Source organism: Geobacillus sp. CX412, from assembly GCF_027942335.1.
GTDB lineage: Bacteria > Bacillota > Bacilli > Bacillales > Anoxybacillaceae > Parageobacillus_B > Parageobacillus_B toebii.
Genome location: NZ_CP103461.1, coordinates 1,345,021 through 1,363,962, shown reverse-complemented (window position 1 = coordinate 1,363,962; position 18,942 = coordinate 1,345,021). Strand labels below are relative to the sequence as shown.

Annotated in this window: 24 protein-coding genes and 1 pseudogene; 4 read left to right on the top strand and 21 right to left on the bottom strand. The window is 44.7% G+C overall.

What is annotated here, in order from left to right; translation table 11 throughout:
• Window positions 1–50: 50 nt before the first annotated feature.
• The 14 genes and pseudogenes from NXM86_RS07215 to NXM86_RS07150 form a co-directional block, all read right to left on the bottom strand.
• A complete protein-coding gene (locus NXM86_RS07215; protein WP_223812243.1) occupies window positions 51–899 on the bottom strand; it encodes an alpha/beta fold hydrolase in 849 nt (282 codons plus the stop codon).
• Between the two features lie 168 nt (window positions 900–1,067).
• On the bottom strand, window positions 1,068–1,982 hold the full coding sequence (locus tag NXM86_RS07210) for a catechol 2,3-dioxygenase (protein WP_171699295.1): 915 nt from the start codon (window positions 1,980–1,982) through the stop codon (window positions 1,068–1,070).
• 60 nt (window positions 1,983–2,042) lie between these two features.
• Window positions 2,043–2,465 carry a GlcG/HbpS family heme-binding protein gene (locus tag NXM86_RS07205; RefSeq protein ID WP_171699294.1) on the bottom strand — a complete coding sequence of 141 codons (423 nt, stop codon included), beginning with the start codon at window positions 2,463–2,465 and terminating at the stop codon, window positions 2,043–2,045.
• A gap of 29 nt (window positions 2,466–2,494) precedes the next feature.
• The gene (locus tag NXM86_RS07200) at window positions 2,495–3,355 is read right to left on the bottom strand and encodes an FAD synthetase family protein (RefSeq protein WP_171699293.1); all 861 of its coding nucleotides are present in this window, start codon (window positions 3,353–3,355) and stop codon (window positions 2,495–2,497) included.
• A gap of 17 nt (window positions 3,356–3,372) precedes the next feature.
• Window positions 3,373–3,858: a flavin reductase family protein gene (locus NXM86_RS07195; protein WP_081188875.1), complete on the bottom strand. Its 486-nt coding sequence runs from the start codon at window positions 3,856–3,858 to the stop codon at window positions 3,373–3,375.
• 20 nt (window positions 3,859–3,878) lie between these two features.
• A complete protein-coding gene (locus NXM86_RS07190) occupies window positions 3,879–5,384 on the bottom strand; it encodes a 4-hydroxyphenylacetate 3-hydroxylase family protein (RefSeq protein WP_498958815.1) in 1,506 nt (501 codons plus the stop codon).
• Window positions 5,385–5,653: 269 nt separating this feature from the next.
• Window positions 5,654–6,328, bottom strand: coding sequence for an HAD-IA family hydrolase (locus NXM86_RS07185; protein ID WP_498958814.1), 675 nt, complete (start codon window positions 6,326–6,328; stop codon window positions 5,654–5,656).
• Window positions 6,325–6,543: pseudogene (locus NXM86_RS07180) on the bottom strand (GNAT family N-acetyltransferase); the annotation flags it as partial. The pseudogene NXM86_RS07180 and the gene NXM86_RS07185, both read right to left, overlap by 4 nt.
• 194 nt (window positions 6,544–6,737) lie before the next feature.
• Complete coding sequence (locus NXM86_RS07175) at window positions 6,738–8,012, bottom strand: RNA-guided endonuclease InsQ/TnpB family protein (protein WP_498958813.1); 1,275 nt, start codon at window positions 8,010–8,012, stop codon at window positions 6,738–6,740.
• A 515-nt stretch (window positions 8,013–8,527) separates the two neighbouring features.
• Window positions 8,528–9,283, bottom strand: coding sequence for a LamB/YcsF family protein (locus NXM86_RS07170; RefSeq protein WP_498958812.1), 756 nt, complete (start codon window positions 9,281–9,283; stop codon window positions 8,528–8,530).
• Window positions 9,273–10,259 carry a 5-oxoprolinase subunit C family protein gene (locus tag NXM86_RS07165; protein ID WP_498958811.1) on the bottom strand — a complete coding sequence of 329 codons (987 nt, stop codon included), beginning with the start codon at window positions 10,257–10,259 and terminating at the stop codon, window positions 9,273–9,275. The genes NXM86_RS07170 and NXM86_RS07165 overlap by 11 nt, the downstream gene beginning before the upstream one ends.
• The gene (pxpB, locus tag NXM86_RS07160) at window positions 10,234–10,935 is read right to left on the bottom strand and encodes a 5-oxoprolinase subunit PxpB (RefSeq protein WP_498958810.1); all 702 of its coding nucleotides are present in this window, start codon (window positions 10,933–10,935) and stop codon (window positions 10,234–10,236) included. The genes NXM86_RS07165 and pxpB overlap by 26 nt, the downstream gene beginning before the upstream one ends.
• On the bottom strand, window positions 10,907–11,131 hold the full coding sequence (locus tag NXM86_RS07155) for a hypothetical protein (protein WP_041269687.1): 225 nt from the start codon (window positions 11,129–11,131) through the stop codon (window positions 10,907–10,909). Before NXM86_RS07155 ends, pxpB begins: the two co-directional genes overlap by 29 nt.
• An 88-nt stretch (window positions 11,132–11,219) precedes the next feature.
• The gene (locus tag NXM86_RS07150; RefSeq protein ID WP_081188882.1) at window positions 11,220–11,768 is read right to left on the bottom strand and encodes a pyridoxamine 5'-phosphate oxidase family protein; all 549 of its coding nucleotides are present in this window, start codon (window positions 11,766–11,768) and stop codon (window positions 11,220–11,222) included.
• Window positions 11,769–11,872: 104 nt separating this feature from the next.
• Between NXM86_RS07150 and NXM86_RS07145 the strand changes: the two genes are divergently transcribed.
• The 3 genes from NXM86_RS07145 to NXM86_RS07135 are packed head-to-tail and all read left to right on the top strand — an operon-like array spanning window position 11,873 to window position 13,266.
• Complete coding sequence (locus NXM86_RS07145) at window positions 11,873–12,055, top strand: GntR family transcriptional regulator (RefSeq protein WP_498958809.1); 183 nt, start codon at window positions 11,873–11,875, stop codon at window positions 12,053–12,055.
• Window positions 12,056–12,100: 45 nt separating this feature from the next.
• On the top strand, window positions 12,101–12,850 hold the full coding sequence (locus tag NXM86_RS07140; protein ID WP_498958807.1) for an aminotransferase-like domain-containing protein: 750 nt from the start codon (window positions 12,101–12,103) through the stop codon (window positions 12,848–12,850).
• A complete protein-coding gene (locus tag NXM86_RS07135) occupies window positions 12,844–13,266 on the top strand; it encodes a hypothetical protein (RefSeq protein WP_498958806.1) in 423 nt (140 codons plus the stop codon). Before NXM86_RS07140 ends, NXM86_RS07135 begins: the two co-directional genes overlap by 7 nt.
• Before the next feature lie 37 nt (window positions 13,267–13,303).
• On the opposite strand, the gene NXM86_RS07130 is transcribed toward NXM86_RS07135, so the two are convergent.
• Complete coding sequence (locus NXM86_RS07130) at window positions 13,304–13,543, bottom strand: hypothetical protein (protein WP_245842411.1); 240 nt, start codon at window positions 13,541–13,543, stop codon at window positions 13,304–13,306.
• Between the two features lie 11 nt (window positions 13,544–13,554).
• Window positions 13,555–15,081: an NAD(P)H-hydrate dehydratase gene (locus tag NXM86_RS07125; RefSeq protein WP_498959007.1), complete on the bottom strand. Its 1,527-nt coding sequence runs from the start codon at window positions 15,079–15,081 to the stop codon at window positions 13,555–13,557.
• Between the two features lie 256 nt (window positions 15,082–15,337).
• Between NXM86_RS07125 and NXM86_RS07120 the strand changes: the two genes are divergently transcribed.
• A complete protein-coding gene (locus NXM86_RS07120; protein WP_081188884.1) occupies window positions 15,338–16,519 on the top strand; it encodes an MFS transporter in 1,182 nt (393 codons plus the stop codon).
• Between the two features lie 57 nt (window positions 16,520–16,576).
• On the opposite strand, the gene NXM86_RS07115 is transcribed toward NXM86_RS07120, so the two are convergent.
• The 5 genes from NXM86_RS07115 to NXM86_RS07095 form a co-directional block, all read right to left on the bottom strand.
• Window positions 16,577–17,005, bottom strand: coding sequence for an HIT family protein (locus tag NXM86_RS07115; protein ID WP_081188885.1), 429 nt, complete (start codon window positions 17,003–17,005; stop codon window positions 16,577–16,579).
• Window positions 17,005–17,352: a hypothetical protein gene (locus NXM86_RS07110; protein ID WP_143420554.1), complete on the bottom strand. Its 348-nt coding sequence runs from the start codon at window positions 17,350–17,352 to the stop codon at window positions 17,005–17,007. The genes NXM86_RS07115 and NXM86_RS07110 overlap by 1 nt, the downstream gene beginning before the upstream one ends.
• Window positions 17,262–17,657: a DUF4306 domain-containing protein gene (locus NXM86_RS07105; RefSeq protein WP_498958804.1), complete on the bottom strand. Its 396-nt coding sequence runs from the start codon at window positions 17,655–17,657 to the stop codon at window positions 17,262–17,264. The genes NXM86_RS07110 and NXM86_RS07105 overlap by 91 nt, the downstream gene beginning before the upstream one ends.
• 183 nt (window positions 17,658–17,840) lie before the next feature.
• Window positions 17,841–18,236 (bottom strand): thiol-disulfide oxidoreductase DCC family protein, encoded by a 396-nt coding sequence (locus NXM86_RS07100; RefSeq protein WP_015864123.1) that lies wholly within the window; start codon window positions 18,234–18,236, stop codon window positions 17,841–17,843.
• The gene (locus NXM86_RS07095) at window positions 18,233–18,907 is read right to left on the bottom strand and encodes an SOS response-associated peptidase (protein WP_375216492.1); all 675 of its coding nucleotides are present in this window, start codon (window positions 18,905–18,907) and stop codon (window positions 18,233–18,235) included. The genes NXM86_RS07100 and NXM86_RS07095 overlap by 4 nt, the downstream gene beginning before the upstream one ends.
• Window positions 18,908–18,942 lie beyond the last annotated feature (35 nt).

Genomic DNA, 18,942 nt, shown 5'->3' with positions numbered 1-18,942 from the left:
CCAAAGAATGAATCGTAACTCCTAATTTTGACATAAATATAAAAATATTCTTAAATTTTATCCTTGAAAAAGCTTAAAAGCAAAGAATGAAAGCTATCTCTGTGCTCTACTTGCGTCCAATGGCTGCACTGTCCGTAAATCATCATTTTCACCCGCGGAAGATGTTGGGCAAGATAATAACTTGTTTCGACAGGGACGATCGGATCATTCAGACCGTGAACGAGTAAAACTTGTTGTTGAATGCGGCGCAGCGTGGCGCTTGGCAGAACGAGATCATCCACAATCTGCTGGCGAGGTGGAGGAAACATTGCTTCATATGAACGCCGCACTGCAGGATTCATCGCAGCCTCAAAGCGCATTTTGCTAATGTTGTCAAGCTGGTCTTCGATAAAACTTTCATCATAAGCAAACCAGCGAATCATTTGCGCCATTGCCTCTTTAGAAGGATCCTCATAAAATCCCCAAATGCGGTCAAGCTCTCGAGTCAATCGAAACGGAGCACCAGCCGGGCCCATCAACACAACGCGGTCAATTCGTTCAGGTGCCTCGGCCAATAAGTGAAGAGCAATAGCCCCGCCTAAAGAATTTCCTACCAAATGGGTGCGTTTGATCTCCAATGAATCAAGAAGAAGTTTTATTTGGTCTACCCATAGCCTCATCCAAGACCGTATGCCTTTCGGAGGTGAAGACGGATGTTCCGACATTCCGAAACCGATTAAGTCTGGCGCTATACAATCAAACTCTTTTTCGCTGAAAAAAGGGAGCGCATATTGCCAATTAGACCAAGCGGTTGCTCCCGGGCCGGATCCATGGATAAAAAGAATCGCTTCACTGCTCCCGATACCGGCACGATAAAAATATGTCTCATAGGCTCCGGTTTTGATACGGGTACTCGTCACTTCCTGCAAACCAAACTACCTCCTATCGAACGCTGACAGCGAATTTTTGAAACCGCACTGTTATCATTCAGTGATAGCGATGACCATTCCCATTCCTTCCTGAGCATTGTTAGTTCAAAAAGGGGCCAGTGGACACAAGCCCCTTTATCGCATCACATCTTCTTTTTTTTACGTTAATGCTTTAGAGAATGATTCAACCAGTTCTCTTCGGTGATAGAAGATGCCTGCGCCAATCTTATCTTCCGTCCATGTAATGGTCGGGAAGTCAGCATAGCTCATATAACCGCTTGCGAATGCCTCGTTTCTATTTCCAGATGGGTCAAAGAAGTAAACGGTTTGACCGCGTGTGATTCCATGTCGGGTCGGTGTAATTTCGACTTGAACATCATTTTTTGTTAAAATATCCGCTGCTTTTAATACTTCATACCAGTTATCTACATAAAATCCTGCGTGGTGGAATTTGCCATCCGGTCCTTTCACGAAAGCAACGTCATGGGCTTTATTAGTCGCTGACAAAAAGCTGCCTACTAAATCTTCCCCATCTACAGTAATGATTCTCTCCGTTTGTTTAAAACCGAGCACTTCCGTAAAGAAACGTGTTGCCGTTTTCAAATCATCGCCCGTTAAAAGAGCGTGATCCAAGCGATGTGGAGCAATTCCTTTTAACCCATCCGGCCATGGATGAGGGTTGAGAGTTCCTGTCTTTGTCCCCACTTGTTCGATGTCAGTATATAATTCCATGTAATGACCTGTAGGAATCTGGAAACGAATCGCTTCTCCTTCTGCTAATCTAGCACCTTTGGAAATCCGAGAAATTGTGCATCCAAATTGTTCAATTTTATATTCTAATTTTTCCAACTCGTAAATATCTTTTACCTTAAATGCCATATGATCCATTCCAGCCGTATCGGCTTTTTGTAAAATGATGCTGTGATGGTCGTATTCGTCCCAAGCTTTTAAATATACTCGATTTTCCTCGCGTCCTGTCACTTCAAGTCCAATGACATCTGTATAATATTTAACAGATTCCTCCAAATCTAGCACACGAAGTTCCAATCGACCTAATCTTAAAATTGCACCCATTTCAATCCTCCCTTTCTTTCAACATTTTTATGAAAAGAACACAATAACCAACGCTTTCCATTAAACCGTTTCCAATAAAGATAACGCTGCTTCGCAACACATCCGGTCTTCTTCTTCTGAACCGCCGCTGACTCCAATTCCTCCGGCTAAATCTTTTCCGTCATAAATCGGGTAACCGCCTCCGAAAATGACAAGCTTTTCTGTATGGACAATCCCAAGGCGCAAACTCGGCTCATCTTTGATCATGTCATACCATTGATGGGTCGGAATCCCGAAAGCTGCTGCCGTATAAGCTTTATTTTGCGCAATTTGTATGCTTAAAAGAGGAGCCCCGTCCATACGGCAAAAAGCTTTCAAGTTTCCTCCTTGGTCCACAATGGCGATGTTCACTTTAATTCCAAGTTCCGTAGCCTTTTGTACTGCTTTATCAATCATTTTTTGCGCTAAGTCACTGCTGATGCTTTTTTGCTTCAGGAATGCCAACGTTGCTCCCTCCTTCTATATCAACATCGCTATCCATGCACGGATACTAAATTTTTTGTTTGCTTTTCTTCTATTTCTGGGATGAAATGGATGTTTCTAGAAATCCATTTCACTTTCACTCGAAAAATATTCCATACAGAAGGGATGGGTGGACCAAGCCAATAGATTTTTTTCTGCTCTGTTACAAGCACGCGTCCATCGAACCATCCTTTTCCTCTATCAATCGCCACATCGTAGCATCCTTTTGGCGGAATCATATAGTACCGATCCAAAATCAACTCGTCTTTTCCATCTGTACGTATCATTTTTCCTTTTGTTTCGTAAAATTCTCCCAAGTAGTCAGGAAGTTCTTCCATCAATCCTAATTGAATCTTGTTTCTAATAAGCGTGGAACTAATTTTTTCATCATTTCGTTCCACATTTTCTACTTTAGTGACAGTGATAGAGTATCCGCTGTCTTCTTCCATCGTGTCTAAACTTCCTTTTCCTTTTCGACCGTACGTAAAGTCATATCCAGCTACTGCATGTTTGATTTGCAGAGGAACTAAATATTTCCAGACAAATTCTTTCGGTTCAAGTCTTGCAAATTCAGGTGTAAATCGTATTAAATAAAAGTAGTCAACCCCTAAGCGAGAAAACTTTTTCGCTTTTTCGGCAGGCGGGAGCAAATAATGGACACGTTCTCCCGTTTTGCCGATAATTTCTTTTGGATGCGGAAAAAAGCTAATTACCGCTGTTTTTAACCCCTTTTTGTCCGCCAATTTTTTCGCGGTCTGAATAACTTTTTGATGTCCGAGATGAACGCCGTCAAAAAACCCTAGTGCAGCTACGGCAGGGCAAGAGGCAATAAGATGCAGATCATTTTTATGATCAATGGTGATCGTTTTCAATAGAATGCCTCCTCTTTTTAGCTCGACGTTTCCACTTTTTCGTTTTGGGCAAGCTGATGATATTTTCCGCTAAAAAACAGAAGCGGATCTTGCTCTGTAATTTTTATATCTGTCACTTCCCCAATGAAAAGGGTATGATCGCCTGCTTGAACTTCGTTAACAACTTGGCAGGAAATTTGTGCAAGAGCATCTTTAATGACCGGCAGTCCCCCCAGCTCTTCGAATTGCACATCTACTGGTTTTTCCAGCTGTCCGGCAAAATTCATCGAAAGCACTTTTTGATCCTGTGACAAAATGTTAACTGCATATTTTTTCGATTGTTGAATTTTTTCCAGCATTTTCGCTTTTTCTCCAATGGAAACCAACACAAGTTTCGGATTTAAGGAAACGGACATAAAGGCGTTTGCTGTCATTCCATGGACAGCCCCATTAAGCTCCGTCGTAATTACCGTAACCCCTGTTGCAAATTTCCCCATCGCATTACGAAATAAGCGATCGTCCATGTTTACAACCTCCTTTGCTGTTATTTCTGAATAAGTTCTTTTTGCGGAGACACCCAGGTATCATTGACCCAACCATGAAGGTCATAATCATCCAAAGCGGAATCGACAAACGCTTTAAATCGTTCGGAATCTCCAGTTACATCGGCAATTTTTAACGTCTCTAGACGGATGTTTTCATGGTTGCCCGCATAGTTGATTTCATAAAGTTCATGGCGTCCGCCAAATTCCGTTCCGATCGCATCCCAAATCATTTTCATCAATTTCACCCGTTCTTCTGCACCAATGCCTGAACCGCGGTAATAACGATCCAAATACGGACGCAATTCCGGATTTAAGAAGTCGTTGGCGCTTGAAGGCAATTGAATGAGTCCCCCCGCTACGACTTGTTCAAAAATTTGTTTGACGCGCGGCCATACCATCGGAGCGAGCACCCGGTAAGCAGCACCGTACTGAAGATTCGGAAGCGCGACATCATTTCTCATTTCACAATTTGCTGCCATTGCTGTAGAAAGCGCCCAGAACATATTGCGGAAGGCTACGACCTCGCCGATGTTCGCCTGAACACCCCGAAATTGTTTCGTACCTGCTGCCTCCGTCGCTTTCATTAATAAGCCAACCATAAAGTCAAGCTTGACGGCAAAACGTGTACACCCTTGGAATGTAAAGCGGTTAGCGAATCCCGTTTCGACAAAAAATCCGTTTACCACTTTTACATTTTTATAGGCAAGAACGTTTTCCCAAGGAATAAATACATTGTCTAATACAATTACTGCATCGTTTTCATCAAAACGGCTGGAAAGCGGATAATCAAATGGAGAACCTAACGTTTTTGCAATTTGTTCATACGATTGGCGGCTGATCATTTTTACACCAGGCGCATTCATCGGTACAAAGAAGATGAGTGCATGGCTTTGATCACCGTCTCCTAAATCTTGGGCTCCATAGTTGGAAACGAAGTTGTAATGAGTTAGCGCTGCTGCCGTTCCCACCATTTTGGCACCGCTTACAATGATGCCGTCATCCCTCTCTTTTACAGCGCGGACAAATACATCTTTATTTTCATGAAGAGGCTTGGAACGGTCGACTTGCGGATTAATAATCGTATGGTTAATAAACGGAATTTCTTTTGTCGTTTTTTTGTACCAATTTCGCGCGTTGTCCTCAAAACCTTCGTAATAATCAGCAAACGCTTTCAAATGCGCTGTGAAAGAGGCTTTATAATCAGGAGTGCGCCCCATAAAGCCATAGCTCAGCTTGGCCCATTGTGCAATCGCATCTCTTGCTTCTAAAAGATCTTGAGCATTTTTAGGCTCTTTGAAAAATTTGTGAGTTCGATAACCTTCTTCAGTAGTGGTCGTTAAAATTTTTCCCATCTGTTCATCATGAAGAGCATCGTACATTCTAGCAATCGAACGAGCAGCATTTTCATAGGCAGGGTGTTTTGTTACATCATCAATCTTTTCTCCATTTAAATAAACAACCCGATGATCCCTTAAACTTTCCAAATACTCCTTTCCATTCATCATATCTTCCATCACCTTCCTAAATGAAAATTAAATTAACTACTATTTTCACTACGCTTATATGATATACTTAGTTAGAATTTTCAGACAACGACAATATTTGTCTAAAAATTCTGCAAAAATAAACAAATGTTGTTGAAAACGATAACAAAAAAAGACTGTCTCTTTGTCAAACGCCAGCGCTAGGTAGACATCAAAAAGCTGGCTATTTGAGTGCGAGACAGTCTTCCCTTCATCATATATATTTTTGTTCAACACATCGTTTTGAACTTCTATGCTTTGTTCACCATTTCCACCCATACCGAACCAATCTCTGAAAACTGATGTATAATCACATCCGCCCCGCGCAGCTCTTCATCGTTGGCAAATCCAAACCGGCATCCAATCGACCAAATCCCATTATCCTTCGCCGCTTGAATATCGGAACGCCGGTCTCCGACCATCACCGCTTTTTCAATCCCGTAATCATTCAACAGCTGTTTGACTAACGCAGACTTCGACATCAGAGAAAACCGATCGAGGCTGTAAAAATCGATAAAATAGCGCTCGAGCAAAAAGGCGGTCCGAATCGCGGCGAGATAGCGCTGACGCCCGTTGCTTGCGACAAAAAGCGGAATTCCTTGATCAGCGAGGGCCGCAAGCGTCGTGAGCACGTCTGGGTATAACCGCCCGTTTCCATGCTCGATTTCATCAATGATATCATCCAAAAACCATGCGGCTGCTCGGTCGCGCACCGCTTCACTCGCTTCCGGTATCAATTGGCGCCATACTTCTGAAACTGGGACGCCAAGAATCCGCAAATATTCCTTGACTGGGGTGTCCCCTTGCCACAGCCCTTCGCGGCGCAGCCGATCAAACGTCTTATGCAGGGCTGGAACAAGAACGGTTTCCGTTTGAAACAGCGTGCCATCCATATCGAAAATGACGGCAAAAGGGATTTTGCTCATTGGGTTTCCTCCTTTTGAAACAGCAACAACATCGAATCCATCACCGGCTCATAGCCGATTTCCATATAAATTTTATTCGAAGTCGGGTTGTCTAAATCGGTATAAAGGGAAGCGGTTTTATATCCCGAATCTAATAGCTGCTGCGTCAGTGCCGCCACACAATCAGAAGCGTATCCATTTTTTCGTTTTTCCGGCGGCTTATACACCCAGCCGATCTACACCTAGCGGCAAATTGTTTTCCGCTCTACCAAACCTGTTCAAATATGATTGAATATGATCCTTTGAACAGATTTGGCTCGAAAGGTATCCCCCTTTCAATTTAATTTCTCTGCTCCTAAATCATAGGAAGCAGTGCATGTGGTACGGCTTGCGCCTTCCACATGGTCCGAGCCAGACAAATACACTTTTTTTAAACGAATTGGATATTGGATTGGAATACATTCCATTTCATGAAATGGGTGATGTGGGAAAGATTCTTCAATATCATGCTATTTGGTTGCAACATGTTTGCTTTTTTGGCGATATTCATGGCAGAGTTAATATCTCTTCCAATTTCATTTTTACAATTTGGACAAGTAAACATCCGGATCGAAGGGTCTTTTTTCTCTTTGTGGCCACAAACACAACAAGTTTTGGTCGTATCTTTTTCATGGATGACTTTGCATTCTTTTCCGCTTCGTTTCATCACCCAAGATAAAACGTGTCGAAATCGACCGATGACTTCTTGGTTTAACATGCTTCGGTGCATGTTATCGTATTTAGCGGTTTCTAAACTTGGAGAATAATCTCCAATCACAACGACATCGTAATGTTTCGCCATCCAGTTAGCAATCGCATACAAGGCAGACTTAATCTGTTCTCGTCTGCGGTGGTAAACTCTATCCAATGCTTGATTCAATCTTTCCCATCTTTTTGATGGAAGGGAATACGTGTTTCCGTATTGCGTTTTTACTTGTTTTTCTTTTCTTTGGCATTTGTCTCGTTTCGATTTCATTTTATCAATTTGACGATCCCAATATTTCATCATAGCCAGTTTTGCAAATTCAAACGTTTCTCCACGAAAATCAACTGCCGTAAAAAAGTTTTTATGATTCGGATCAATGGAAATCCATTTTTCTTGATTCTCTTTTGGCTTTATATCGTTTCGCTCAATGCAAAAAATTGCATAAAACCGATTCCCCTGTTGTTTGCACAAACGGAAATTTTTGATTTTGTCGTCTTTTTGAAGGCTCAAACTTTCTTTCAATGTTCCGGTGACATACAATTGTTTATTGTCTTTATTTTTCCCTAGTGTAATTTGTAAGGTTTTGGAATCTAAAAATTTAACCCCTTTGTTTGGTTCATCGTAATACAAAGAAAACCATTTTTTCTTCCAAGAGCGAAATTTGGGAGGTTGATTGTTTTGCTTAAACACTCTAGAGTAGGCATCTTTTAATCGTAATGCCGTATTTTTCAGTGGCGAGGAATGAACGGTTTTTAAAAAAGGATAAATTTTTTTCCATTTTGGAACTTGATCCCGTAAGTTTCTTCCTTTTAAATATTCGTTTTTATTTCCATTTTTATAATCTTCTTTCACCATTTCCAAAAGATGATTGTAAAGCCAGTTGCAAATTTTCGATTGACCATCTAAAACAGCTTCATCTTCTTTGGAAAAAATAATTTCCATTTTACGGTTGAAGATCAATGGTATCACCTTCAAAAATCACTTTTTTAAAATTTTCTTCGGCATGTTTTATTTACCTTCTTTTTCTACTTTCTTCACATAGGAATAGAAATTCCTAAAAAACCAACAGCTTCTTAGATGGATCCATACATTTTTACCATCTCGTCTTTCATGTGATAATAAAAAAACTTATTAAAAACAATACGTTTTGATAAGAGTTAATCAAAATTTTTTTAACTGTTATTTAACCCCTTCATGTTGCTCAAGAAACGTCAGCACATCCCGTTTGAACAGAGAAAAATCGCTATATCGCCGCAATTCAAGCATCGTTTTCCCCTCCCTCCATGTATCTATTTGAATTTTCAAAAATATTATCATAGTATTATAGCTATAGAAACAAAAGGAACGCTGATGACGAGCATCCATCAACTTTCCGCTCTCATTATATGGGCGGTGGCAATGTATCTGATCATAAATTTATGGAAAAATTAATCTCTCCCTACTTACATTAGTTGAAGTAGGGGACTCCTTCCCTTTTAGTTTATCGAACAGATGTCCACCCCTTCTTTTCGCAAAGCTTCATATAAACGTTTGGCAAACAGCACCGCTTTCTTACCGTCCCCGTGAATGCAAATCGTCTCCGCTTCAATCGGAACATCGATGCCTTGCAAAGAGCGGACGCGTTTTTCTTTCACCATGGCAAGCACCTGAAGAACCGCTTCCTGTTCATCGACAATCAACGCGCGCGGGTCGCTTCTTGGTGTCAATGAACCATCTTGTTGGTACGTTCGATCGGCAAATACCTCACTTGCCGTCCGCAATCCGATTTTCTTTCCGGCGCGAATCAGCTCGCTTCCAGCAAGTCCGTACAGAATTAAGGTTGGATCGACATCGTACACCGCTTTGGCGATCGCCTCCGCCAGCGCTGCGTCTTTCGCCGCCATGTTATAAAGCGCGCCGTGCGGCTTGACGTGCGTCATCGTCCCTCCTTCCGCTTTCACAAACGCAGCGAGCGCCCCGATTTGATAAACAACATACGCATACACTTCCTCTGGAGTGACCGCGATGTTGCGCCGGCCAAATCCAAGCAAGTCCGGAAACCCCGGATGCGCGCCGATCGCGACTTTTTGCTCTAATGCCATCTGCACCGTTTTCCGCATCACAAGCGGATCGCCGGCATGAAAGCCGCAAGCGACATTGACCGATGTGACATACTTCAAAATCTCTTTTTCCTCGCCGAGGCGATATATTCCAAAGCTTTCGCCAAAATCGCAATTCAAATCAACGCGCATAGCCGATTTCCCTCCATTTTTGACGAATGATCAATTTCCACTTTTTGATTTCCTGCTCCCGTTCGATATATAACCGCTGCGCTTCTTGCCACGATATTTTTTGAAATTGAATGAGATCGCCTGGACGCGCCTGCGCCAAAATCGGAAGGTCTACGCTAATTACTTGAGCGATGCGCGGATATCCACCTGTCGGCTGGCAATCGGCCATCAATACAATCGGCTGGCCGGAAGCAGGCACTTGCACCGTTCCAAACGCGACCGCTTCCGAAATCATTTCTTGATTCGTCTTGCGCTCAAGAGCTTGTCCTTGCAAGCGATAGCCCATGCGGTCTGATTGCGTCGTCACTTCATACGTGGAAGAAAAAAATCGCTCTAGGCTTTGCTCGGTAAACATGTTATATTCCGGGCCTTTCACGACACGTATCATTTTTCTTTTCCCTTTTATGTAATTTCTCGCAGAAAACGCAATCCCCCAACGAATAGGATTTTTTGGAATCGTTATCGTCTTGGATCTCAGGGACAATACATCCCCCGGCTGCAGCGCTCTTCCATGAAAACCGCCGATGTGCGCTTGTACATGGGTAGAACGGCTGTTCATCACAATCGGAATGTTAAGCCCGCCCGCAAACGCGATATATGCGCGATAGCCGCCTTGACACGCCCCGATCGATAACACATCATCGCGTCGGATGACAAGCGGCTTCCACATCGATATTGGTTTGCCGTTTAATGCACAGCGAAACACGCCGCCGCAAATTGCAACGAGCGCATCCGTTTCAAAGCGAAGCGTCGGGCCGTTCATCGTAATTTCTAATGTCGCCTCATTCGCGTCATTTTCGACAAGCAAATTCGCAATCCGGCTCGCAAATGAATCCATCACTCCTCCAACGGATACACCGGCTTTTTGATATCCGAAGCGTCCTCCGTCCTGCACGGTTGTGAAAAATCCGCTATGTATTACTTGAATCGTGCTCATTCTCCCACATCCTATACTGTTCTTCGGTAATTGGACGAAATTGTACGATATCTCCCGCACGAAGCAAGCTTGGTTCCGGATCATACGGCCGGAATAAGGCAAGCGGCGTTCTTCCGATAATTTGCCATCCGCCCGGAGTCGCCAGCGGATAAATCCCTGTCTGGCTGCCGGCAATGCCGACCGAACCGGCTGGCACAAGCGTTCTTGGCGTGGCGCGGCGCGGTGTCGCGATTTTAGGCGACAGTCCTCCCAAATAGGCAAAACCTGGAGCGAAACCAATCATATAAACGCGATAACGCCCTTGCGTATGAATGGCAATGACCTCGTCTTCCGTCATCCCGTGAAAGCGGGCGACCTCTTCTAAATCCGGACCAAACTCTCCACCGTAACAGACGGGAATGACAACGGTTCGTGATGGCGGCGCTTTCACCTGTTCAACCCGCTCAAGCTCTGTTCGCAGCCACTCGCATACTTCCTCACAGCTTCCAACGACAAGCGGATCGTAATACACCGTCACCGATGAAAACGTTGGGACAATATCAAAAATCCCGTCTTTGTTCTGTTGTTCCAAAAAAGCAGCGACACGATGAACGTAGTCATTCACCGCTTCATCTACTTTCGTTGAAAAACGAATCGTCACCGCATATTCACTTAATGGAAACATCGTATAATCCATTGCCATCCCTTCCTTGAAAAAACAATGCTGGGCGGCCTGCTTTCGCTTTTCGGCCGCTTCCGGTGAAAACCGATGCTCCCGAACCAGCGTACTGAATCCCGCCACTACATTGAAAATCGGCACCGCCATTGCGGCCGACTAGCTGACCGTATATTGCCGCCTTCGTTCTTGTTCGATCATATCCCGCTGAAGGCAACTATTTTATTTATCATGCTTCCCCTTGTTTTAAATGAAACGTATATTCATTATAATAACAATAAACGAAATTTTCTATCTATTTGTAATCAAAAAACCCTGCCGATATCATCCCGCACAGTTCGTCCTTTATAAAACTTTCGCTCTTTCTCTAACGGTTTTTCTTTCGCAGTAATAAGGTCAGGAACGATTTTGATGACAACAGTCGCGCTTCCTGCCGATGAGCGATAAGATGATACATGCTTCTCGGAAAGCGGTCGGTCAAAATAGCCCGGCACATATTTGCCAAGCAACTGGTCGAGCGCTTGCGTCGCCTCCTTTAGATCAGAAACGATCTCCGCTGTTCCAAATATCATCACACTCATATAAGCGGTGCTCGTTTTTGCTGGAACGGGATGCACCATTGTCCCGATATGCTCGCTGACGGTAAAACAAACGCGCGGATTGCGCCGGATTATATCGATTTTTCTCCCTTCTTCCGCTCCATGCACGTAGATGCAGCCGTTCCACCATACGAAATTAAGCGGTACGACATATGGATCACCACCGTCTGCCAAACCTAAAAATCCGGTCAACGCTTCCTGCAAAAACCGGTTGATTTTTTGTTCATCTTTGCATTCCAACATATCCCTTCTCATCTATTTTCCCCCTTCCTAGTTTATAATGGAATCATAGAAAAAAACTGACCTTATGAACAGGGACAGAATTAAATAAAAAAGAAGGGTCAGAGGAGGAAAACGCAGTGGAATTGCAGCCCATTCTCGATCCAACAAACGGCACACCGCTTTACATGCAGCTGTATACGTACATAAAAGAGGAAATCACAAACGGCCATCTCCAAAAAGGAAGCAAGCTCCCATCGATTCGCGTGCTTTCCCAACACCTAGGCATCAGCAAAAATACCGTCGAAACCGCCTACCAGTAGCTTCTTGCCGAAGGATATATTGAAAGCAAACCTCGCGTAGGATTTATGGTGCAAGAACTAGAAGAACCTCTCGCACCGCAGGTTTCCCAAATCGATGTTCTGCCGGAGGCTCCGAAAAGCACGCCAATTCGCTACAATTTTCGCTACGGTCATATTGACCTTGACCATTTTCCGATGAAAACATGGCGAAAATGTCTTCTCGCGGCGATCGATGCGGAGCGAAGCGAATTATTATGGTATGGCGACCGCCAAGGAGATATCGGCTTGCGCAAAGAAATCCAACGCTACTTGTATCACGCGCGCGGCATTCGCTGTTCGGCCGAACAAATTATTATCGGCTCTGGCACGCCGCAACTGATTGGCGTCTTATGCCAGCTGTTTGACCTTCGGCACGATGCGGTCGCTTTAGAAAACCCTTGTTATAATGTCATTCGCACCATGTTTCAAAACCACCATTTTTCCATTATCCCGATCGATCTGGAAGAAGATGGTCTGAATATCGACCAGCTGCAAACAACCAACGCGAAAGTCGTTTATGTCACTCCTTCGCATCAATTGCCGCTTGGGATGGTGCTGCCGATCGGCAAGCGGCAAAAGCTCCTGAAATGGGCGCAGCAAGCAAACGGATTTATTATCGAAGACGATTATGACAGCGAATTCCGCTACGGAAGCAAACCGATCCCTGCGTTAAAAGCGCTCGATACAGAAGACCGCGTCGTTTATATCGGCACGTTTTCAAAAGTGTTCACCCCTGCCATCCGCACAAGTTATATGGTGCTGCCGAACATTTGCTAGAGCGGTTTCATGAACGCTGCTCCAATTACCATCAGACCGTCGCTACGGTCGTCCAAAAAGCGCTCGCTCACTTTATGCGTGAAGGCCATTTTGAACGCCATGTCCGCCGCATGCGCACCATCTACGCAAAAAAGCGGCAGGCGCTTATCGAAGCGATTCGCGAATACTTCGGTGATCAAGCAACGATCATCGGCGACAAAGCGGGGCTTCATCTTCTTGTAAAAATAAAAGGCAAGGACACCATCGAACTTGTGCAAAAAGCAGAACAAGCGGGCATTCTCGTCTATTCGGCAGCGAAATATTGGTTTGGAAACAATGGAACGCCGCCTCCGTATCTTTTGCTAGGCTTTGGAGGAATGAGCGAGGCGGACATCCGAGCTGGAATTCGCGAACTAAAACGAGTATGGGAGATTTGAACTACTCCCAAAAAGAAAAACGATGCGCTTCTATACTCTAGCGCATCGCTTCTTTACGCAGAAACCATATGCCGATAGCGAATAAAATCGCGCCCGCCCATCGATACATACGAATCGCTTCGGATAAGATAATATGATAAGTATCCGTGTCTGCATGTCCCCTGCTTTTGCGAAGCCAATGATTGGCGTATGCTTCACCAAGGTCCACGCTTTTCCAAAGCAAAAAAGCGCCGATTCCAACCATTGCAATGTCCAGCCACCATTTCCAATTTTTCAATCCATATCCCCCTATTGTTTTTCCTGCACATACGAAAGCACCGCTGGAATTGCTTCAATCAAATCGCCAGCAAGCACGTCCCATTGTGAATGGCCGCGTTCTACAAGCATATCGGCGGCTTTTCCATGAACCCAGACGGCGTTGCTAATGGCTTCTTGCGCAGAATGATGCTGCAGGAGAAACGCGGAAACGATCCCTGTCAACACATCGCCGCTTCCGCCTTTTGCCAAGGCGGGATTCCCGGTTGTGTTGACGTATTGCGAGCCGTCTGGCGTTGTCACAATCGTAAATGGCCCTTTCAACACGACATAGATGCCGTACTCGGTTGCCAGCCGTTTTGAAACGCCAAACCGATCGCTTTCGACTTCATTGATAGACAGATCAAGCATGCGCGCCATTTCCCCGGGATGCGGGGTGACCACTGTTGCCGCTTTTCGTTCACGAATTAGCGCGGCGTACTCGTTCCAGAAAAAGAGGGCGTCGGCATCGATAACAATCGGCACTTCCTGCTGCACGATGGAGGAAACAAGGTCGCGAATGCCGTCCGTACGGCCAAGCCCCGGGCCAATCGCGATCGCGTCGATATCGAGCGCCGATACATCCACGGCGCCGGAAAACGCTCCGTCTCGCGCCGGGCACGGATAGTACATCGCTTCCGGAACGCAATTGGCGACAACGGAATAAATGTCATCCGGCACCGCCATTGTCAATAATCCCGCACCGCTTCGCAGCGCCGCTTTGGCCGTTAACGTAATCGCACCTGTCATCGGACGGGAGCCACCAACAACCAACAACTTTCCATGCGTTCCTTTATGGGACGACCGGTTTCGTTTTGGCAATGTCCGTATGACATCGTCCTTTTTCCAGACGAAGCGAGGAGCAGCATTCCGCTTCACGGCAATCGGTGGAATGCCGATATCGACAAGGAGCAGTTCGCCGTAATAGTCTGCTGTAGGGAACGTATACGCCCCTAGTTTTGGACATTGAATCGTAATCGTGACATCAGCGCGAACGGCAGTTTCGACCTCTCCTCCGTCCGCTGGAGTTCCACTCGGAATATCAACGGCATAGACGATTGCGTTAGAACGATTGACAAGTTCGATAATCTCTTTGTACGGAGAACGGACGGCCCCCTGAATGCCGATCCCAAGAAGCGCATCAATGATTACATCATAATGACGAACCTGTTCGGCAAAGTATTGTTCATTTCCGATATATTCTTTGATGTCATATCCCGAACGCTCATAAGTAGTTAGCGCTGTCTTTGCTGCACCTTTGATCTTTTCTTTCGGCGGAATAAGCCATAAATCCACGTTATAACCACAGCTTTTCAACATTCTTGCAACAACAAATCCGTCACCGCCGTTATTGCCTGTTCCCGCTAGCACCGCCACAAGCGCCGAATGCGGAATGCGTTCGCGCAGCACATGAAACAGCGCCTGCCCGGCATTTTCCATCAAGGAATCGGCGCTGATGCCGATTTGTTCAATTGTATCACGGTCGATTTCGTACATTTCTGCGGCTGTAACGATATGCATCGTGCTCACCTCATCTATAAATATGTATTTATTAACTTGTTCTCCATGAAAGAGAAAAACACCTGTAAAAATGTTTTCATAGATGCTGGAAAGAAAACCGCAGCAATGATGCAAACATACCGTCTGATTGCGGCGTGTTTGTTTTCGCAATTTTAAATCCTCTATCTCTTTGGCATTTCAGAATATCTTCCTTATATTATATAAAAGAGTTATAGTAAAAATATAGCAATACACGAAACAAAAGAGGCGAGAAACATTGACGTACATCCAAAAAGGCACCACCGAATACATAAAAGCAAGTTTGGCACTATTTTTCGGGGGATTTGTCACCTTTGCGATTTTATACACGACGCAGCCGCTGTTGCCGATTTTCTCAAAAGAGTTTCATGTTTCTGCGGCGTCCGCCAGCTTAACGGTTTCCGCGTCTACCGGAACGTTGGCGGTAATGATGCTCATAGCGGCCAGTTTATCCGACCGCATCGGCAAAAAGAATGTGATGATGATGTCCATGCTGTTGACATCGATATTAGCGATGGCCATGGCGTTTAGCCCTAATTTTCTTTCCCTTGTCCTTGCACGCACGTTTCTTGGCATGACGGCCGCGGGCATCCCGTCACTGGCCATGGCTTACGTCGCTGAGGAATTTCATCCGGCTGGGATTGGAAAAGTGATGGGTCTCTATATTAGTGGAACGAGCATCGGCGGTATGGCTGGACGTATTGTAACAGGCGTGCTGACCGATTTGTTTTCGTGGCGGACGGCGCTATTTTCCATTGGAGCAATTTCTCTTCTATTAAGCATGATTTTTGCTTTCATTCTCCCAACGCCTCGACATTCAATAAAAAAACCGCTCAATGGCAAAACCGCACTGCAGGCGTATGCCGTTCATTTGCGCAATAAACCGCTAATGGCTCTCATTGCACTTGGCTTTTTATTTATGGGCGGATTTGTGACGCTGTATAACTATATCGGCTTTTTATTGAGCGAACCGCCATATTCGTTCAGCCAGTCCGTTCTCGGGTTCCTTTTTATCGTATACATATTTGGCAGTTTCAGTTCGGTTTATATGGGAAGAAAAGCCGATTTACACGGCCATGCGCTGGTGTTAAGCATTTCGGTGGCATTGACCGTGCTTGGTGCGGTCGTTACACTCGTTCCGTCTATCATTGTCAACATCATCGGGCTTTCGTTATTTACCTTTGGCTTTTTCGGCTGCCATTCCATCGCGAGCGCCTGGATTGGCGAGCGTGCAAACGTAAATAAAGCGCAAGCCTCTTCTCTTTATCTCTTATTCTATTATTTAGGCTCCAGCCTCGCTGGCACAGCCGGCGGCTATTTTTGGACCCATTTTCATTGGCTTGGCGTCATCACATTTATCGTGGCTTTATTGCTATTAAGTTTTCCACTTATTGGCTATGCTCAAAAGCAGCTCGAGTAATTCCCACGATTACCACATAAGAGAGAGGAGACGCAATTTCCTTCTCTCTTTTCTTGATTAGGACTTTCCTAAAACGCGATGAAAATAGATTTTCAGATTAGCGGCTGTTTCGGCAAGCCGCTGCTTCGCTCCTGTATCGAACTGCGACTCGCTCCATGTAAATCCGTCCCCGATAAATCGAGGAATAACATGCATATGATAATGCCCCAAATCGTTAAACACACCGCCATTTTGGCAAATGGTAATGCCGTCCGCCCCATACCGTTGTTTTAGCACGTTTGCACATAATTGCGATGTTTTCATCACATGCAGCGACAGCTCCTCATCCATTTCCTCCAATTCCCGAATATGTTGCTTAGGTAAAATAAGCATATGCCCTTCGTTGAATGGATCAATATCGAGCACACAAGTGACTAGCTCATCATCATATATGATATATGTTGGTTCTAATCCATGCGCAATCCGGCATCCTAAACAATCCACCATTATCCCCTCTTTACTAGCGTGATGACGCCCCTGACAAGGAAGTGCACGACAAACTGGCCAAGTGTATACACAATCGCTGTAAACACCATAGCTACATTTCTCGTAACAGGCTTAAACCAATGCAGATCATTCGGGATCGCAAGCGACGCAAGGCACAATGTCAAAACCGCAGCGATTCCGTTCATCAGGAAAAACGTTTTCCAGTTCGCTTGTGTGGATAGGCCTCCTACAATGATAATAGCGACACATAATACAATCACAGGAGATGCAGACGAACGCATCGAAATATATTGATTATAGTCGAAAAAATGAAAGAGAAATGGGACAGGGATCCATGACAGTGCCAAATATACCGTTTTATATGAAAGCTTTTTTTATAAAGCTGATACAGTGGATGCAGAATGAAGAACATTCCTGATGCAATACAAAGGTAGGAAAGCGGGCATGTCTTTAACGAGATGAGAAAAACATTGATGGGGTAAATATCGCTGCAATATTCCACATCTTTCGGAGTAAAAATAAATTTTGGTCGGCAATCCGTCTGGGATTCATAGGCAATTTTGCTGGCAAGAAAGAATGAATACACATACGTCACTAAAAAGACAGGAAGGCTGAACCCCCAAATCCACCATCCGTACTTCAAAACCACCATCCCTTTTATACCAAATTTCCCTTTTAGTGTAATTTTACACTATTTGCTCTTATAATATGAGGATTTTCCCTCGATTGTCAACATTTTTTGCAAAAAAAGAGAGAGGGCAGTCCTATTTTATTGTGTCTGTTTGTGCCAAGCTAATTCTCTTACAAATGCGTCATTCAACAATCGCGCTTGTCATCAATCATCATCGAGAAACCGCGCGCGGATGTCGGGAGTGGGCATCAGGCAATGATCGCGCTTTCCGAACCATTCATACCGATGCTTGGCGACAAAATCATATACATAATCGCGCAGCGGCTTCGGAACAAGCCAAAATATATAAAACAGTTTCCAAACGCCGGCAAGCCGCCGGCAAATGCGGAGAGCGGCACTTGATTTCATATAATAGCGGCCATCTTCGAGCAACACGAGACTGTCCACCTCGGGAACACCAAACTTTTCCCGCAGCGCCGCTCCTGTTTCACTTTGCAAAGAAGCAAAGCGAAATACGGCATGTGGATCACGCACGATAATAAACTGCACGCTTGCATTGCACAGCGAGCAAATGTCATCAAACAATACAATCGGATTCATGTTTCTCCCCCATTTACTGGCTTTATGCAATCAGCGACATCGTTTTTCGGAGAATTAACGATCGTTGACACTTCATACATTTTCATCTCTTCGGCAGGATACGGCTGCAATAGCGATTTGATATAATCAGTATCCTCTAACTTCGTGTCTAGCCATGCGTCATGCCACTCTTGCGGTAAAATCGCGGGCATGCGATCATGAATCGTACCTACCAATTCGTTCGCTTTTGTTGTAATAATCGTACACGTATACAGCGTTTCACCATGTTTGTCCCATGTTTCCCACAAACCTGCAAACGCAAATGGCTGCTCGTTTTGCAATGTAAAGCGATATGGAATTTTTTTCTCTCCTTCTTTTTTCCATTCATAAAATCCGTCCGCTAAAATCAAACAGCGCCGCCGCTTGAGCGCACGGCGAAAGCTCGCTTTTTCATCAACGGTTTCCGCCCTGGCGTTGATCATCTTCCAGCCGATTTTCGGATCGTTCGCCCAAGACGGCACGAGCCCCCACTTCATCATCTTCCCAATTCGCACTCCATCCTCTTCCATAACGGTTAGCACCTGTTGGCTTGGAGCAATGTTAAAACGAGGAGCGATGTTTTCGCTATAGCCAAAACCAAAAAGCGATTGCAATTGCTCGATTCCAACTGTTAATGAAAATCGTCCACACATGAAAAATCTCCTCCTATCCTTAGACGGATAAAAAA

Coding starts and splice junctions, on each gene's coding strand:
- NXM86_RS07105 (WP_498958804.1), bottom strand. CDS start 17,657: ATGGTGGTTTTGAAGTACGGATGGTGGATTTGGGGGTTCAGCCTTCCT.
- pxpB (WP_498958810.1), bottom strand. CDS start 10,935: ATGGATTATACGATGTTTCCATTAAGTGAATATGCGGTGACGATTCGT.
- NXM86_RS07100 (WP_015864123.1), bottom strand. CDS start 18,236: ATGAATCCGATTGTATTGTTTGATGACATTTGCTCGCTGTGCAATGCA.
- NXM86_RS07140 (WP_498958807.1), top strand. CDS start 12,101: ATGGTGCAAGAACTAGAAGAACCTCTCGCACCGCAGGTTTCCCAAATC.
- NXM86_RS07165 (WP_498958811.1), bottom strand. CDS start 10,259: ATGAGCACGATTCAAGTAATACATAGCGGATTTTTCACAACCGTGCAG.
- NXM86_RS07125 (WP_498959007.1), bottom strand. CDS start 15,081: ATGCATATCGTTACAGCCGCAGAAATGTACGAAATCGACCGTGATACA.
- NXM86_RS07115 (WP_081188885.1), bottom strand. CDS start 17,005: ATGGTGGATTGTTTAGGATGCCGGATTGCGCATGGATTAGAACCAACA.
- NXM86_RS07185 (WP_498958814.1), bottom strand. CDS start 6,328: ATGAGCAAAATCCCTTTTGCCGTCATTTTCGATATGGATGGCACGCTG.
- NXM86_RS07170 (WP_498958812.1), bottom strand. CDS start 9,283: ATGCGCGTTGATTTGAATTGCGATTTTGGCGAAAGCTTTGGAATATAT.
- NXM86_RS07210 (WP_171699295.1), bottom strand. CDS start 1,982: ATGGGTGCAATTTTAAGATTAGGTCGATTGGAACTTCGTGTGCTAGAT.
- NXM86_RS07195 (WP_081188875.1), bottom strand. CDS start 3,858: ATGGACGATCGCTTATTTCGTAATGCGATGGGGAAATTTGCAACAGGG.
- NXM86_RS07150 (WP_081188882.1), bottom strand. CDS start 11,768: ATGAGAAGGGATATGTTGGAATGCAAAGATGAACAAAAAATCAACCGG.
- NXM86_RS07190 (WP_498958815.1), bottom strand. CDS start 5,384: ATGATGAATGGAAAGGAGTATTTGGAAAGTTTAAGGGATCATCGGGTT.
- NXM86_RS07095 (WP_375216492.1), bottom strand. CDS start 18,907: ATGTGTGGACGATTTTCATTAACAGTTGGAATCGAGCAATTGCAATCG.